The sequence below is a fragment of the Streptomyces sp. CRN 30 genome, assembly GCF_034105845.1.
The window spans coordinates 1-15,725 of sequence record NZ_JAVRHI010000463.1 but is presented as its reverse complement, the minus strand read 5'-3'; the positions used below and the strand labels follow the sequence as shown (position 1 = coordinate 15,725).

General features: G+C 72.9%; 16 protein-coding genes and 1 pseudogene. 9 read left to right on the top strand and 8 right to left on the bottom strand.

The features are described 5' to 3' along the window. The first annotated feature begins 151 nt into the window (after positions 1–151). Positions 152–2,899 (top strand): pyruvate, phosphate dikinase, encoded by a 2,748-nt coding sequence (ppdK, locus tag UW392_RS52875; protein WP_414497558.1) that lies wholly within the window; start codon positions 152–154, stop codon positions 2,897–2,899. Between the two features lie 348 nt (positions 2,900–3,247). Next, positions 3,248–3,625 carry a peptidoglycan-binding domain-containing protein gene (locus UW392_RS52870; protein ID WP_320782609.1) on the top strand — a complete coding sequence of 126 codons (378 nt, stop codon included), beginning with the start codon at positions 3,248–3,250 and terminating at the stop codon, positions 3,623–3,625. Positions 3,626–3,707: 82 nt separating this feature from the next. On the opposite strand, the gene UW392_RS52865 is transcribed toward UW392_RS52870, so the two are convergent. Then, the gene (locus UW392_RS52865; protein ID WP_320782608.1) at positions 3,708–4,220 is read right to left on the bottom strand and encodes an excalibur calcium-binding domain-containing protein; all 513 of its coding nucleotides are present in this window, start codon (positions 4,218–4,220) and stop codon (positions 3,708–3,710) included. Between the two features lie 175 nt (positions 4,221–4,395). Here UW392_RS52865 and UW392_RS52860 point away from each other — a divergent pair, with 175 nt between their 5' ends. Next, on the top strand, positions 4,396–5,340 hold the full coding sequence (locus UW392_RS52860) for an oxidoreductase (protein ID WP_320782607.1): 945 nt from the start codon (positions 4,396–4,398) through the stop codon (positions 5,338–5,340). A gap of 72 nt (positions 5,341–5,412) precedes the next feature. On the opposite strand, the gene nirD is transcribed toward UW392_RS52860, so the two are convergent. Genes nirD through UW392_RS52845 form a run of 3 tightly spaced genes read right to left on the bottom strand, consistent with a single transcriptional unit; the run spans position 5,413 to position 9,622 of the window. Then, a complete protein-coding gene (gene nirD / locus UW392_RS52855; RefSeq protein ID WP_320782606.1) occupies positions 5,413–5,766 on the bottom strand; it encodes a nitrite reductase small subunit NirD in 354 nt (117 codons plus the stop codon). Then, positions 5,763–8,378, bottom strand: coding sequence for a nitrite reductase large subunit NirB (gene nirB, locus UW392_RS52850; protein ID WP_320782605.1), 2,616 nt, complete (start codon positions 8,376–8,378; stop codon positions 5,763–5,765). Before nirB ends, nirD begins: the two co-directional genes overlap by 4 nt. Then, the gene (locus tag UW392_RS52845; protein WP_320782604.1) at positions 8,378–9,622 is read right to left on the bottom strand and encodes an NAD(P)/FAD-dependent oxidoreductase; all 1,245 of its coding nucleotides are present in this window, start codon (positions 9,620–9,622) and stop codon (positions 8,378–8,380) included. The genes nirB and UW392_RS52845 overlap by 1 nt, the downstream gene beginning before the upstream one ends. A 199-nt stretch (positions 9,623–9,821) precedes the next feature. Here UW392_RS52845 and UW392_RS52840 point away from each other — a divergent pair, with 199 nt between their 5' ends. Further along, positions 9,822–10,607: a sulfite exporter TauE/SafE family protein gene (locus UW392_RS52840; RefSeq protein ID WP_320782603.1), complete on the top strand. Its 786-nt coding sequence runs from the start codon at positions 9,822–9,824 to the stop codon at positions 10,605–10,607. A gap of 22 nt (positions 10,608–10,629) precedes the next feature. Here UW392_RS52840 and UW392_RS52835 read toward each other — a convergent pair whose 3' ends face one another. After that, positions 10,630–11,250: a class F sortase gene (locus UW392_RS52835; RefSeq protein ID WP_320782602.1), complete on the bottom strand. Its 621-nt coding sequence runs from the start codon at positions 11,248–11,250 to the stop codon at positions 10,630–10,632. Between the two features lie 116 nt (positions 11,251–11,366). Further along, complete coding sequence (locus tag UW392_RS52830) at positions 11,367–11,951, bottom strand: hypothetical protein (RefSeq protein WP_320782601.1); 585 nt, start codon at positions 11,949–11,951, stop codon at positions 11,367–11,369. A 314-nt stretch (positions 11,952–12,265) separates the two neighbouring features. On the opposite strand from UW392_RS52830, the pseudogene UW392_RS52825 reads away from it, so the two are divergent. Further along, positions 12,266–12,552: pseudogene (locus UW392_RS52825) on the top strand (NADPH-dependent FMN reductase); the annotation flags it as partial. Positions 12,553–12,574: 22 nt separating this feature from the next. Here the strand turns inward: UW392_RS52825 and UW392_RS52820 are convergent. Beyond that, a complete protein-coding gene (locus UW392_RS52820; protein ID WP_320782600.1) occupies positions 12,575–13,012 on the bottom strand; it encodes a PIN domain-containing protein in 438 nt (145 codons plus the stop codon). After that, a complete protein-coding gene (locus tag UW392_RS52815) occupies positions 13,009–13,269 on the bottom strand; it encodes a CopG family transcriptional regulator (RefSeq protein WP_320782599.1) in 261 nt (86 codons plus the stop codon). Before UW392_RS52815 ends, UW392_RS52820 begins: the two co-directional genes overlap by 4 nt. A 146-nt stretch (positions 13,270–13,415) precedes the next feature. On the opposite strand from UW392_RS52815, the gene UW392_RS52810 reads away from it, so the two are divergent. Genes UW392_RS52810 through UW392_RS52795 form a run of 4 tightly spaced genes read left to right on the top strand, consistent with a single transcriptional unit; the run spans position 13,416 to position 15,600 of the window. Further along, on the top strand, positions 13,416–14,486 hold the full coding sequence (locus UW392_RS52810; protein ID WP_320782598.1) for an LLM class flavin-dependent oxidoreductase: 1,071 nt from the start codon (positions 13,416–13,418) through the stop codon (positions 14,484–14,486). A 37-nt stretch (positions 14,487–14,523) separates the two neighbouring features. Next, complete coding sequence (locus UW392_RS52805; protein ID WP_320782597.1) at positions 14,524–15,075, top strand: GNAT family N-acetyltransferase; 552 nt, start codon at positions 14,524–14,526, stop codon at positions 15,073–15,075. A 37-nt stretch (positions 15,076–15,112) separates the two neighbouring features. Then, complete coding sequence (locus UW392_RS52800) at positions 15,113–15,361, top strand: hypothetical protein (protein ID WP_320782596.1); 249 nt, start codon at positions 15,113–15,115, stop codon at positions 15,359–15,361. Beyond that, the gene (locus UW392_RS52795) at positions 15,358–15,600 is read left to right on the top strand and encodes a hypothetical protein (RefSeq protein WP_320782595.1); all 243 of its coding nucleotides are present in this window, start codon (positions 15,358–15,360) and stop codon (positions 15,598–15,600) included. Before UW392_RS52800 ends, UW392_RS52795 begins: the two co-directional genes overlap by 4 nt. The last annotated feature ends 125 nt before the right edge of the window (positions 15,601–15,725 follow it).

The following is a 15,725-nucleotide window of genomic DNA, read 5'->3' as shown; positions in this document are numbered from 1 at the left end:
CACCTCCCCTTGCCCAGCCTTGACTTTCGATCTGTTGGCGGACACCGCGTTACAGGCACATGTCGCACCAGTGGACCTCCCCAGACGCCTTCGATCTGGGTATGTTCCTCGCCGTCAGGGCAGCCACCGCGGCCTCAAGGAGTTGGGACCCGTGTCGGAGAACAAAGACCCCCTCGGAGACCGGACGGCTCGGAGTGTTGAGAACGTGAAGTTCGTCTACGACTTCACCGAGGGGAACAAGGACCTCAAGGGCCTGCTGGGCGGCAAGGGCGCCAACCTCGCCGAGATGACCAACCTCGGTCTCCCCGTCCCTCCCGGCTTCACCATCACCACCGAGGCCTGCAAGGTCTACCTCGACAGCGGCGACGAGCCGGTGGCACTCCGTGACGAGGTGAGCGGGCACCTCGCCGCCCTCGAGGAGCGGACGGGGAAGAAGCTCGGCCAGGCCGACGACCCCCTCCTGGTGTCGGTCCGCTCCGGAGCCAGGTTCTCCATGCCGGGCATGATGGACACCGTCCTGAACATCGGCCTCTCCGACAGCTCGGTCCAGGGCCTCGCCCAGCAGGCCGGCGACGAGCGCTTCGCGTGGGACTCCTACCGCCGCCTCATCCAGATGTTCGGCAGGACCGTCCTCGGCGTCGACGGCGACCTCTTCGAGGACGCGCTGGAGAAGGCCAAGGAGGTCAGGAAGGTCACGGTCGACACGGAGCTGGCCGCCGCGGACCTGGAGGAACTGGTCGCCCGGTTCAAGGAGATCGTGCGGACCGAGGCGGGGCGCGACTTCCCGCAGGACCCGCGGGAGCAGATGGACCTCGCGATCCGGGCGGTCTTCGACTCGTGGAACGGCGACCGCGCCAAGCTCTACCGCCGCCAGGAGCGCATCCCGCACGACCTCGGCACCGCCGTCAACGTCTGCTCGATGGTCTTCGGCAACCTCGGCCCGGACTCGGGCACGGGCGTGGCGTTCACCCGCGACCCCGCCTCGGGGCACCAGGGCGTGTACGGCGACTACCTGCAGAACGCGCAGGGCGAGGACGTGGTGGCGGGCATCCGCAACACCGTCCCGCTCGCCGAACTGGAGCGGATCGACAAGACGTCGTACGACCGCCTGATGCAGATCATGGAAACCCTGGAGAACCACTACAAGGACCTCTGCGACATCGAGTTCACCATCGAGCGCGGACAGCTGTGGATGCTCCAGACCCGCGTCGGCAAGCGCACGGCGGGCGCGGCCTTCCGCATCGCGACCCAGCTCGTCGACCAGGGGCTGATCGACGAGACGGAGGCGCTCCAGCGCGTCAACGGCGCCCAGCTGGCCCAGTTGATGTTCCCCCGCTTCGACGAGGAGGCGAGGACCGAGCAGGTGGGCCGGGGCATCGCCGCCTCCCCGGGCGCGGCGGTCGGCAAGGCGGTCTTCGACTCGTACACGGCCGTGAAATGGTCCCGTTCCGGCGAGAAGGTCATCCTGGTCCGGCGGGAGACCAACCCCGACGACCTGGACGGCATGATCGCCGCCGAGGGCATCCTCACCTCGCGCGGCGGCAAGACCTCCCACGCGGCCGTCGTCGCCCGCGGCATGGGCAAGACCTGTGTGTGCGGCGCCGAGGAGCTCGAGGTCGACACCAAGCGCCGCTGCATGACGGTGCCCGGCGGCCGGGTCGTCGAGGAGGGTGACGTCATCTCCATCGACGGCTCGACGGGCAAGGTGTACCTGGGCGAGGTCCCGGTCGTCCCCTCCCCGGTCGTCGAGTACTTCGAGGGCCGGATGCACGCGGGCGCCGACGACGCCGACGAGCTGGTGGAGGCGGTGCACCGCATCATGGCCTTCGCCGACCGCAAGCGCCGGCTGCGGGTGCGCGCCAACGCCGACAACGCCGAGGACGCGCTGCGCGCCCGCCGCTTCGGCGCCCAGGGCATCGGCCTGTGCCGTACGGAACACATGTTCCTCGGCGACCGCCGTGAACTGGTGGAACGCCTGATCCTGGCGGACACGGAGGCGGACCGTGAGGAGTCCCTCAAGCAACTGCTCCCGCTCCAGAAGCAGGACTTCGTCGACCTCTTCGAGGCGATGGACGGCCTCCCGGTCACCGTCCGCCTCCTCGACCCGCCGCTGCACGAGTTCCTGCCCGACATCACGGAACTGTCGGTCCGGGTGGCGCTCGCCGAGTCCCGCCAGGAACCGCACGAGAACGAGCTCCGCCTGCTCCAGGCGGTCCACCGCCTGCACGAGCAGAACCCGATGCTGGGCCTGCGCGGCGTACGCCTCGGCCTCGCCATCCCCGGCCTGTTCGCCATGCAGGTCCGCGCGATCGCGGAGGCGGCGGCCGAACGCCGGGCCGCGAAGGGCGATCCGCGCGCCGAGATCATGATCCCGCTCGTGGGCACCGTCCAGGAACTGGAGATCGTGCGCGAGGAGGCGGACCAGGTCATCGCGGAGGTCCAGGAGGCGACGGGCACGGAGCTGAAGCTGGCCATCGGCACGATGATCGAGCTGCCGCGCGCCGCGCTGACGGCCGGCCAGATCGCCGAGGCGGCGGAGTTCTTCTCCTTCGGCACCAACGACCTCACGCAGACGGTCTGGGGCTTCTCCCGGGACGACGTGGAGGCCAGCTTCTTCACGGCCTACCTGGAGAAGGGGATCTTCGGGGTCAGCCCCTTCGAGACCATCGACCAGGACGGGGTCGGCTCCCTGGTGAGGTCCGCGGCCCAGGCCGGCCGCGCGACCCGCCCCGGCCTCAAACTCGGCGTCTGCGGCGAACACGGCGGCGACCCGGAGTCGGTCCACTTCTTCCACGAGGTGGGACTCGACTACGTCTCCTGCTCCCCGTTCCGCATCCCGGTGGCCCGGCTGGAGGCGGGACGGGCGGCGACGCAGTCGGCGGGCAGCGACCACCGTTGAAGCCTGTGCCGTGTCCCCGGCCGGGGCCGCGGTACGGCCACCGGGGCCGTCGTCCGTCATTCCTCACCCTCGCCGACAGGACGGCGACCCCGGCCCACCGATGAGGGCGGCACCCCGTGCGGGGGGTGCCGCCCTCATCGGCGTCCGCCCGGGTGCCGTCTACCGGCCATTCCGCCTCGGGCGTCCTGCCTGTTGAACGGTGTACGAAGCGGGGGGCGAGAGCGTGGCGGCAGGTCATGGCCGGTCGGAAACGTCGGCGGACGGGCTTGAAGGCGCCTATTGCGGCACATGTGGCCTTGTTAGCTTCTCCATGGCCATGAACATGACCAAACTGATCGGGAGGACACTGTGAGGTCTGTCCGACGTTCCGCCGCATCGCTCGCTGTCGGCGCCCTGGTGCTGACGGGCGCCACCGCGCTCACGACCGGTTCCGCCTCTGCCGCGCCCGCCGCCGCGGTGGCCGAGGCGGCTCCGACCGCCCTCTACTGCGGCTACCACGGCGCCGTCACGCCGCCCACCATCTCCACCGGCAGCTCCGGCAACGCCGTGCGCGAGGCCCAGTGTCTGCTGGTCGCCTGGGGCTTCTACGTGGGCTCCAGCGGCATCGACGGCCAGTTCGGCAGCGGTACGAGAGCCGGTGTCGTGGACTTCCAGAGGACGTGCGGTATCGCTGCCGACGGCGTCGTCGGCCCGGTCACCTGGAACAGGCTGCGCAACGGTTGCTGATCCCCGCTCACACACCGCCCGTTCCGGCATCTCCGGGGCGGGCGGTGCGCGCGGAGCGCGCCCGGCGGCCCGCCGCAACGCCCTACTCGCAGCCGACCCCGTCGCCGTCCCGGTCCAGGTGGGAGCCGTAGCCGGGGTCGCCCGCGTACACGGGGGCGGCGCCGGCGGCGCGGGCCGCGGTGCAGTTCTCGTAGTAGGTGCTGCCGCCACCGCCGGACCCGCTGCCGCTCCCGCCCGAGCCGGAGCCGTAGTCCACCGCCGCCTCGGCGGTCACCGTCTTCGTGACCTCGACCTCCACCTCGACCTCGACCTTCTCGGTCTCGGTCGCCGTCACCGTCTCGGCCGGTTCCGGCTCCGCCGTCTCGGTGGCCGTGGCCGTCACGGTGGTCGTCGGGCCGGGGACGGCGGCCGCCGGCTTGGCGTCGGTCGTCGTGGTGTCCCCGTCGCCGCCGCCGATGCCGACACCGACGAACAGGGCCAGTGCGAGGGCGGGAAGGACGTAGCGCTTGCGAGCCCACTTGGGGGCGGGGCGGGGGCCTGTGCCGGGGCCGGGAGCGGGGCCGGGAGCGGGCGGCTGGATGTACGGGTTGGTCATGTCTATCCCCCCTGGGCGGTGCGTAAGGACATGACCGTAAAGCGGTGATCGTTATTGTGGAAGGTTTGTGATGCTTCTGTGACTGCTTTTCGTCGTTCGGCGCCAGGAGTGTGTTGTCTTACTTCCGGGTACCACCTGGAGTCGGTGTCGGCGGGCAGTGGAGGGAGTACGGGGCATGGCGGGCTGGAACACGGGTGACATCCCCGATCAGACGGGCCGTACGGCCGTCGTCACCGGGGCCAACAGCGGGATCGGTTACGTCACCGCGCGCGAACTGGCCCGGCGCGGGGCCCGGGTCGTGCTGGCCTGCCGCAGCGAGGCGCGCGGGACGGAGGCCGGTGACCGGCTGGCGCGGGAGGTGCCGGGCGCGCGGGCGGAGTTCGTACGGCTCGACCTCGGGGACCTGAACTCGGTGCGGGAGTTCGCGGCCGGGTGCCGGAAGCAGTACGAGCGGATCGACCTGCTGGTCAACAACGCCGGCGTGATGGCCCTCCCGAGGGGGCGCACGGCGGACGGTTACGAGACCCAGTTCGCGGTCAACCACCTCGGGCACTTCGCGCTCACCGGTCTGCTGCTGCCCGCTCTGCTCGACACCCCCGGCGCGCGCGTCGTGACCCTCTCCAGCTTCATGCACGCCCTGGCCAACATCGACATCACGGACCTCAACGGCTGGCGTTCGTACGGCCGGTGGACCGCCTACGCACGCTCCAAGACGGCCAACCTCCTCTTCACCCACGAGCTGGCCCGGCGGCTCGCCGCCACCGGCTCCGGCGTCGTGGCGGCGGCCGCGCACCCCGGGTACTCACGGACCAACCTCCAGACCGCGGCGCCGAAACTGCAGGGGCGCAAGTTGTCCGAGCGTGTGTGGCAGCTCGGCAACCGCGTGTTCGCGCAGCCCGCGGAGGCCGGTGCCCTCCCGGCCCTGTACGCGGCCACCGCCCCCGACGTCCGGCCCGACGACTTCACGGGCCCGTCCTTCCTCGGCTGGCGGGGTGCCCCCGCCCGGAGCCGGCGCGCCCCGTGGACGCTCGACGACCGCGCGGGGGAACTGCTCTGGGAGGCGTCGGAGCGGCTGACCGGGGTGACGTACGAGGAGCTGGGGCGGGGCACGGCGGGCTAGGGGCCGATCGCGGCGCCGGACACCGCGACGGTGGGGCCCCCGCCCCCAGTACGGCTGGTGAGGGCGGGTGCCTCACGCCGCCGTCCGCACCTCGTACGTCACCACCCGCACCGACTCGTCGTCCAGGCACTGCCCCGAGGCCAGGTCGAACCGCTGCTTCAGCAGCGGGGAGGCGACGAACGGGTGGCCCTGGTGGGTGCCGGTCAGGCCGCGGGAGAGGACGGCCGCGCCGGTGAACGGGTCGCGGTTGTCGATGGCGTACAGCCGGCCGGTCCGGTCGCGGAACAGGGCGGCCTGGCGGCCGTCCGGGAGCAGGGCCGCAACTCCGCGGCCCGGGACCAGCGCGCTGAGGTCGCAGACCGTGAACCAGTCGTCCGGCAGGCGCAGCTGCACCATCAGGTCGGTCGTCTCGGGTGCCAGGGTCATCGTGTGGCGCTCCCTTCCAGGGCGTCTTCCGTCAGGGGCCGCAGGCCGATGGAGAGCAGCGGCAGGTCGGGCTTGATCTGGTCGCGCTCGGGGACGAAGGCGACCACCGGGTCGGGGGTGTCGGGCGCGTTCACGAACGAGACGAACCGGGCCAGCTTCTCGGGGTCGTCGATGGTCGCCGCCCACTCGTCGCGGTAGTGCGCCACGTGGTCCGCCATCAGGGACTCCAGCTCTTCGCAGATGCCGAGCGAGTCCTCCACGACCACGTCACGGACGTGGTCCAGGCCGCCCGGGATGCGGTCCAGCCAGGTCGAGGTGCGCTCCAGGCGGTCCGCGGTGCGGATGTAGAACATCAGGAACCGGTCGATCAGACGGATCAGCTCGGCGTCCGAGAGGTCCTGGGCCAGCAGGTCCGCGTGGCGCGGGGTGGCGCCGCCGTTGCCGCCGACGTACAGGTTCCAGCCGTTGGAGGTGGCGATGATGCCGAAGTCCTTCGACTGGGCCTCGGCGCACTCGCGGGCGCACCCGGAGACCGCCGACTTGAGCTTGTGGGGGGAGCGCAGGCCCCGGTAGCGCAGCTCCAGGTCGATGGCCATGCGGACGGAGTCCTGGACGCCGTAGCGGCACCAGGTCTGCCCCACGCACGACTTCACCGTGCGCAGCGACTTGCCGTAGGCGTGCCCCGACTCGAAGCCCGCGTCCACCAGCCGCGTCCAGATCAGCGGCAGTTGCTCGACGCGGGCGCCGAACATGTCGATGCGCTGGCCGCCCGTGATCTTCGTGTAGAGGCCGAAGTCGCGGGCCACCTCGCCGATGACGATCAGCTTCTCCGGGCTGATCTCGCCGCCGGGGATGCGCGGTACGACCGAGTACGAGCCGTTCTTCTGGAGGTTGGCGAGGAAGTGGTCGTTGGTGTCCTGGAGCGCCGCCTGCTCGCCCTCCAGGACGTAGCCGTCGGCGCCGATCGTGGGCGCGAGCGAGGCGATGATGGAGCCGACCGTGGGCTTGCAGACCTCGCAGCCGTCGCCGCCCCGGGCAGCCTCCCGGCCGTACCGGTCAAGGAGCTCCCGGTAGGAGGTGACGCGCAGGGCGAGGACGATCTCGTACAGCTCCTCGCGGGTCTGGTCGAAGCAGCCGCACAGGCCCTTGTCGACCTCGACGCCGCTCGCCTCCAGCTCGGCCGTGACGAGCTGCCCGAGCACCTTCACGCAGCTGCCGCAGCCCGTACCGGCCCTGGTGCACTTCTTCACCTCGGGCACCGTCGTGCAGCTGTGCTCGGTGACCGCGCCGCGGATGGTGCCCTTGGTGACGTTGTGGCAGGAGCAGATGACCGCCTCGTCGGGCAGCGCGGACGGGCCGAGCTGCGCCGGGGCACCCGCGCCGGCGGGCAGGACGAGTGCCTCGGGCGCGACCGGCGGGACCGATCCCGTGAGCGCCCGCAGCGTGCCGTACGCGTCCGCGTCGCCGACCAGGATGCCGCCGAGCAGCTCCCCGTCCCGCCCGATGACCAGCTTCTTGTACGTGCCCGACCGGGAGTCGGCGTAGACGACGTCGAGGCAGTCGGCGGTGGCGCCGTGCGCGTCGCCGAAGGAGGCCACGTCGACGCCGAGCAGCTTCAGCTTGGTCGACAGGTCGGCGCCGGTGAAGGCGGCCTCCTCGTCGGCGGCGATCGTCGCGGCCACCGTCGCGGCCATCTCGTAACCGGGCGCCACCAGGCCGTACACCCGCCCGTCCGAGGCCAGCGCGCACTCGCCGATCGCGAAGACGTGCGGGTCGGAGACCGTACGGCACTGCTCGTCCACCGCGATGCCGCCGCGCTCGCCGACGCTCAGCCCGCACTCCCGGGCGAGCTGGTCGCGCGGGCGGACACCGGCCGAGAAGACCACCAGGTCGGTGGCGAGCTCGGAGCCGTCGGACAGCTTCATGCCGGTGACGGAGCCGTCCGTGCCGGTGAGGATCTCCTGCGTCCCGGTGCCGGTGTGCACCGTGAGGCCCATCTCCTCGATGGTGCGCAGCAGCGCCGCGCCCCCGCCCTCGTCGACCTGCACCGGCATCAGGCGCGGCGCGAACTCCACGATGTGGGAGGTGAGGCCGAGGCCCTTGAGCGCGCCAGCCGCCTCCAGGCCGAGCAGTCCGCCGCCGACCACCGCCCCGGTCGTCGCCCGCGCCTTCGCGTACGCCTCGATCGCGAGCAGGTCCTCGATCGTGCGGTACACGAAGCAGCCCTCGGCGTCCTTGCCGGGCACCGGCGGCACGAAGGGGTACGAGCCGGTGGCGAGGACCAGGGTGTCGTAGCCGACGACCAGCCCCGAGCGGGAGGTCACCGTCCGCGCCTCGCGGTCGACGGCGGTCGCCGGGTCGCCGACGTGCAGTTCGATGCCGTGCTCCGCGATGAACCCCAGGTCGGTCATCGAGAGGTCCTCGGGCGTGCGGCCCGAGAAGTACGAGGTGAGCTGCACGCGGTCGTACGCGGGGCGCGGCTCCTCGCACAGCACGACCACGCGGTGCGTGGCGGTCAGGCCGCGCTCGGCGAGCGCCTCGAGGAAGCGCTGGCCGACCATGCCGTGGCCGACGAGCACGATCGTGGGGGTGGCCCCCGGGGTGGCGGTCATCAGGAGCCTCCGTCGTTGGTGAGCAGATGGAGCAGCGGGGCGCCGGGCGCGGGGAGCGGCTCGGCGCCCTCCCAGGCGCGGGCGAGCGCGCCGACGGTGCCGAGTTCGCCGACGAGCACCCCGCCGACGAGGCGGTCGTCGCGGACGACGACCTTGCGGTAGGTGCCCCGGGTGGCGTCGGCGAGCTGGATCACGTCGTCGCCGGGGCGGGGGTCGGGTTCGCCGAACGCGGCCAGGTCGAAGGGGCCGGAGGGGCCCGCGTGCCCGGTGAGCGTCAGCCGGGTCAGCGAGCGGGTGCCGGTGTACCGGGCGCCGGCGTCGCCCGCCAGCAGTCCGGCCAGGACGTCGGCCTGTTCGAGGGCGGGAGCGGCCAGCCCGTACAGCGTGCCGTCGTGCTGGGCGCAGTCGCCGATCGCGTGGACGTGCGGGTCGGAGGTGCGCAGCTCGTCGTCGACGACGACGCCCTTGCGGACCACGAGGCCCGCGGCCTGGGCCAGGCCCACCCGCGGGCGGACCCCGCAGGCCAGGACCACGAGGTCGGCGTCGAGGGCGTACCCGTCGGCCAGTTCCACCGAGCGGACCGCCCCGCCGGCGCAGCGCACGTCGCGCACCCGGCACTCGGTGTGCACCTCCACGCCCAGGTCGCCCAGGTGCCGGCGGACCAGCTTCGAGGCGGCCGGGTCGAGCTGGCGTTCCATGAGCCGCTCGGCCTGCTGGGCGAGGACGACCTGCGCGCCGCGCACGGCCAGCGCGCGGGCCGCGGACACTCCGAGCAGTCCGCCGCCGATGACGACCGCCCGCATCCCGGGCCGTACCGCCTTGGACAGGCCCAGGCAGTCGTCCAGGGTGCGGAAGGCGTGCACGCCCTCGGGGAGTCCGTGCTCGGGGGCGTCCGGCGGGCCGGTCGCGAAGAGGCCGCGCAGCGGCGGGAGGACGGGATTGGACCCCGTGGCCAGCACCAGCGTGTCGTATGCGATCACCGTGCCGTCCGCGCAGCGCACCTCGCGGGCGGCACGGTCGAGGCCGGTGACCCGGGCGCGGACCAGCTCCGCGGGCGCGGGCAGCGTGATCACCTCGGGGCCGTAGCGGCCGGCCAGCACCTCGGCGAGCAGGACCCGGTTGTACGGGCGGTGCTCCTCCTCGCCGACGAGCAGCGCGGGCGTGCCGAGCTCACCGAGCCGCCGGGCGAGCCGGGCGCCCGCGAGGCCGGCGCCGATCACCACCACACGCGTTTTCGAGGTCATGCACCGCAGCGTGCGGTGCCGGTGTTACCCGGCCGCATCACGGTTGTTTCCCGTGGGGAACGCTGCCCTCAGCCCGGCGGCGGCACGGCTGTGAGGGCGTCGGGACCCGCACGGGACACCGCCGCGGCCCCGCGCCGGACCCTCAGAGGATGCTCAGGTCGATGGACCGGCCAACCATCCCGGCCGTAATGTCGTGATCATGCCCGACATCACGCTGACCACGATCGTCGTCCTCTGTCTCGCGGCCCTCGCGGCCGGCTGGATCGACGCCGTGGTGGGCGGCGGCGGGCTCCTGCTGCTCCCCGCGCTGCTGCTCGGGCTGCCCAGTGGCGCGTCGGCGGCCCAGTACGCGCTCGGCACCAACAAGGCGGTCGCGATCGTCGGCACCACGGGCGCGGCGGTGACGTACGCCCGCAAGGCGCCGGTGGACGTCCGCACCGCCGTGCGGATCGGTCTCGCGGCGCTCGCGGGCTCGACGGCGGGGGCACTGGTGGCGGCCGGCATGAGCACGGAGGTGCTGGAGCCGGTCGTGATGGTGGTGCTGCTCGCGGTCGGCGCCTTCGTCATCCTGCGCCCCGGCTTCGGCTCGGCGCCCTCGACCGCGCCCGTCTCCGCCCGCCGCGTCCTCGCCGCGATCGGCCTCGCGGGGGTCGGCATCGGCTTCTACGACGGCCTCATCGGCCCCGGCACCGGCACCTTCCTCGTCCTCGCCCTCACCGCGCTGCTCCACCTCGACCTGGTCACGGCCTCCGCCACCGCCAAGATCGTCAACTGCTGCACCAACGCGGGCGCCCTCGCGATGTTCGCCTGGGCGGGCACGGTGTACTGGCAGCTGGCGGCGCTGATGGCGGTGTTCAACCTGGCCGGCGCGATGGTCGGGGCGCGCACGGCGCTGAAGCGGGGGAGCGGGTTCGTGCGGGTGGTGCTGCTGGTGGTGGTGTTCTCGCTGGTGGCGAAGATGGGGTACGACCAGTGGCTGGCGTGAGGAGTCGGCCTCGTCCCCGGCCTCAGGACGTGCCCGTCAGGTGGGCGAAGACCACCACGTTCCCCCGGTACCCGGTCCGCTCCGACCAGCCGCCCCCGCAGGTGATCACCCTCAGTTCGGGGCGCGGCGCCGCGCCGTAGACCTTCTCGTCGGGGAAGTCCCGGGCGTCGTACACCTCGACCGCGTCCACGGCGAAGCGGGCGACGGCGCCGTCGCGGCGGCGCACGTCGATGCGGGCGCCCTTGCGCAGCGCCCCCAGGGAGTAGAAGACGGCGGGCCCGTCCCGGTTGTCGACGTGCCCGGCGACGACCGCGGTGCCCGACTCGCCCGGTGTGGTGCCCGCCTCGTACCAGCCGGCCAGGTTCTTCGCGGCGGCGGGCGGCACGTCGAGGCTGCCGGACGGGGTGAGGCCGAGGCCGATGAGCGGGGCGTCCACGTCGATCGAGGGGATGCGGACGCGCTCGGGTGGCGCGGGCGGGAGGTCGGGGGCGTCCCGTCCGGCGGGGGCCGCCGCGGTGCCGCGGGCCTCGGCCGCGGACGGCTGGGGCGGGGCGTGGGGTGCGGCACCGTTGTGCAGCAGCCACACGCCGGAGCAGAGGGCGAGCACGGTGCCGCTCGCTATGAGCGTGTCGGTGCGGCGCACGCGGCCTCCTGCCGATGCTGTGCTGGACGAACGAAATCCTCCCCTCCGGGCGGGGGCGCGGAGCCCGGAGGGGAGGGGACGGCGGTACCGGCGTGACGGGCGGCGGAGGGCGCCCGTCAGATCCCGTCGCCTCTCGCCCGGCGATGCAGGAGCCAGGTACCGCCCGCGGCGGCGACGGCGAGGGCCGCCACGCCTGCCGCGGTCTGCACGGGGTCGGGGCCGAGCGCGCCGCCGACCCCCGTCCGCACGCTCCCCCGGGGATGCACCTGGGTCTGGGAACGGTCGGCCGTCAGCGTGACCACGAGGTCACCGGCCGCCGCCACCTCCTCGTGCCCCTCGTCCGTCTCGGCCGCCCTCCGGTCGCCCCCGGCGCACCGTACGACGAGCTCGTACGTCCCCGGCTGGGCGCCCGGTGGCACCGTGAACCGTCCGGTGGCCTCCTCGCCGCGGGCGCCCGGCGCCAGGTGGAAGGTGCCCCCGCCGACCGCGGAGGCGTCGCCGGTGGCGGTGGAGTCCGCGCCGCACGCCGTCGTGCCGATCGTCACCTCGGCGCCGGGGCCGACGGCGGACGGGGTCACCGTGACCTTCCTGGCCGGTTCCGGGTCCGGGTCGGCCGCCGTGCCGTACACGGGCGCGGTGGCCAGCCCCACGGCGAGGACGGCGAGGACGGCGGTGGCCGGCAGCCGGGCGGTATGTCGCATGGTGCTTGCTCCTCATCGAGCTGGTCCGAGTTCCGACGGGCTGTTACCGAGGTAAGTGGCCCGGCGCCCCGGCCGCTTGCTGATGCTCCGTCAGAAGTGCAGTGATCGGGTGTCAGCAGGCACCGGACCCGGACCGGTTCCGGGGCGTTCCAGCAGGTCATGGGCGTACGCGCGGGTCGTGCGAGAAAAGAACGCGAAGGGGGCGGAGTGCGGGGGTGAACGGGTGACCACGGCGGCTGCCCGGCGGAGGGCGGAAGGAGGCTTGACCTGAAGAAAGGTTGAGGTGCGAGGGTGGGCGGCCATGGAGACCACCGACATCCTCAAGAACCAAGCCGGTCGCCCTCGTCTCCTACGGCGGCCTGGCGGGCGGCCTGCGCGCGGTCGAGCACCTGCGTCAGGTCCTCGCCGAGCTGCACGCGGTCACGGTCCGCGACACGGTGTCCTTCCACAACGCGCACACGCCCTTCGGCGACGCGGGCACGCGGGCCGCCTGAAGGACCCGGCGGCCCCGGACGCGGCGGCCAAGACACTGCTGGACCAGCTGGTGTGGTGGGCCACCGCGCTGCGCGAGGCGCGGGGGAGGCGGCCGTACGAGGGGTGACCCTCGTCCGAAGTGCGAGCCCTCAGAGTGGCGGGTCGTCGGGCAGCACCCGGAACGCCTTGTGGCGGCCGAGCGGGCGCACGGCACGGAAGTCGCGCCGGTCCAAGGTGAGGATGGCGTCGGTGTCGTAGTCGGCGGCCAGTGCCACGTTCACCGCGTCCGCGAGGTCGAGTCCGCGGTACTGCGCGCGGACGGACTGGGCGGCACCCAGATGATTCTCCGTGATCTCCGGCACGGTGATCCGGCCCCGGCCCATCCAGCGCCGGACGTCGTCCACCGCGCTCATGGCGGCCTCCCGGCCGAGTTCGCGGGTGGCGACGTGGTCCAACTCGGCGAGCAGGAGCGGGGACATGACGAGGAGCCCTGCCGCCAGCAGCGCCTCGCTCGACGCCACGTGCTCGGGGTGCGTCGAGTCGAGAGCGGCCAGCAGGCCGGACGTGTCAGCGATGACGATGATCACGCGGCAGCCCCGGGATCCGGCTCCCGGCGGACCGCGTCGGCGACCGTGGCACGTACCTCGTCCTTGGTGGGCGTGCGGCCCCTTCCCTCGAAGGTGCGGGAGAACAAGGGCTCGTCCCAGACCCGGTTCGCCATGGCCGCCAGGTGGATCCCCTGGCGGATGATCTCGGCCTCGCTTATGCCGCGGCGCTTGGCGGCCTCCTTGATGATGGCGAGGTCCTCCGGGTCGGCGTAGACGTTCGTGCGCTGCATGGACATGTACCAAAGGTAGTACACGTCTCGTCCGAGGCCCTGACGAACGCAGGGAACAATCGATGAGGAGGCCGGGTTCGCAGGGGCGTACGTACGGAAGGTGGGTGGGGGCGGCGGTCGTGCCCCCGCCCCGGACGCTGGAGGAAGAACCCGTGCCGCTGCCCTCGCAACCGCTGCGGAAGCTCGGCTTCCTGACCATCGGCCTGTTCGACGGGGCCGACCCCCGCCCGGGCCACGAGACCACCCTGGAGATCATCGAGCTGGGCGAGCGGCTCGGCTTCGACAGCGCATGGGTGCGGCACCGCCACCTCCAGTACGGCATCTCCTCCCCCGTGGCCGTCCTGGCGGCGGCCTCCCAGCGCACCACGCGCATCGAACTCGGCACCGCGGTCGTCCCGCTCGGCTGGGAGAACCCCCTCCGCCTCGCCGAGGACCTCGCGACGGTGGACGTCCTCTCCGGCGGCCGCCTCAACCCGGGCGTGAGCGTCGGCCCGCCGATGCACTACGACCAGGTCAAGGAGGCCCTCTACCCGGACTCCGCCGACACCCAGGACTTTTCCTACGACCGCGTGCGCAGACTGCTGGACTTCGTCCGGGGCGAGCCGGCCACCGACTTCCACGGCACCGAGGGCTTCGAGGTCTTCTCCGACCGCGTCGAGCCGCACTCCCCGGGCCTGGGACGCCGCATGTGGTACGGCGGCGGCAGCATCGGCTCGGCCCGCTGGGCGGGCGAGAACGGCATGAACTTCTTGACCAGCAGCGTGGTGAAGGCGGAAGGGCCGGATGCCGAGTCGCGCGGCCACGACTTCGCCGCCATCCAGCTCGCACACGTCCGCGAGTTCCGCGCCCACCACCCGGACGGGGACGCGGCCCGCGTCTCCCAGGGCCTGGTGGTCATCCCGACGGACAGCGCGACCCCGGAGCAGCGCGCCAGGTACGAGGAGTACGCGGCCAAGCGCCTCCCCCGCACCACCACCCCCCAGGGCCCGGCCCGCCTCCTCTTCGCCCCGGACCTGGTCGGCACCTCGGCCGAGATAGCCGACCGGCTCCACGCCCACGCCGCGTTCCGCGAGATCGACGAGGTCGCCTTCGCGCTCCCGTTCAGCTTCGGCCACGAGGACTACGTCCAGATCCTCACGGACATCGCGACGAAGCTGGGACCGGCGCTGGGGTGGGAGCCGGCTGCCCGAGAGCTTGAGGGCCCGAGGGTCCGTGGAAATTGATGCCCGGCGTGTCGGTCGACCGGCCTAGGGTGCCCGCATGACGAGCACGCCGAAGCTGGCAGAGATCACCCCGGGCACCTTCGAGACCGCGATCGCCCTGCGCGTCCGCCCGGACCAGGAACACCTGGTCGCACCGGTGGTGAAGTCCCTGGCCGAGGCGTACGTGCACCCCGGCGTGGCCTGGCCCCGTCTCGTCCTGGACGGTGACAGACCGGTCGGCTTCCTCATGGCCTTCTTCGGCGTCGACTGGCGGGGCGACGGCTCGGGCACCGACATCCGGTCCGGCCTGTGGCGCCTCAACATCGCGGCCGAGGAGCAGGGCCGGGGATACGGCCGCTTCGCGGTCGAGTCCGTGGCCGCCGAGATCCGCCGCCGCGGCGGCACCCGCATGTACGTCACCTGGCATCCCGGCGAGGACGGCCCCGAACGCTTCTACCTGCGGCTGGGCTTCCGGCCGACGGGCGAGACGAGCGGGGGCCAGACGGTCGGTGAGCTGACGCTCGGCCAGGGGCCGGACGGCCGGACCGGGCAGGGCGCGCCCGCGCATCCCGGTGTCCGGCCCGAGGGGGAGCACCGCCCAGTACCGTGAGCCCCAGCGAAATCCGCGGCTGCCCAGGAGGACGGCGATGGCCGAGCCACTCAAGACCTTCGTCGACGGTGTCGAGGTGAAGGTGCCCAACAGCATCCCCGACATCCGCGCCGCGCTCCCCGAGGAACGGCGGACGGAGTTCGACCGGGCCATCGACGACGCCGGGGTGCAGGACATCCACGCCGTCATGCGGCACTGGATGCTGGAGGCCGTGCCCGACCCGGCGGCGGACGCACTGCTGGAGAAACTCGCCGCGGACGAGGCCGAGAGGCGGGGCGTCGCTTGAGCTACCGCGTCAGCTACGCGCCGCCCGCCGACGACACCCTCACCAAGATGCGGAACGCCGAGGTGTTCCGGGAGACGATGGGGCGGACCATCGGCCGGGACCCGTACGGACACGGATCGACCGCGGTGAAGGGGGAGCGGGACCGGCGGGAGGCGACCGTCCTCGGCGCCATCGTCCTCTACTACGTCTCCGGGTCCGTGCTGACCGTGACCGTGGTCAGGCTGGTCCCCGGGCTGTGAGCGGGGGGAGCAGGGGGAACGGAAGGGCCGGCGCCCCGGTCGGAGGACCGGGGCGGCCGTGTCACCTCACGCGCCGTGCGTGGCGCGGCGGCGCCCCTGGCCGGGCCGGCCGCGGCGTCCGCGCC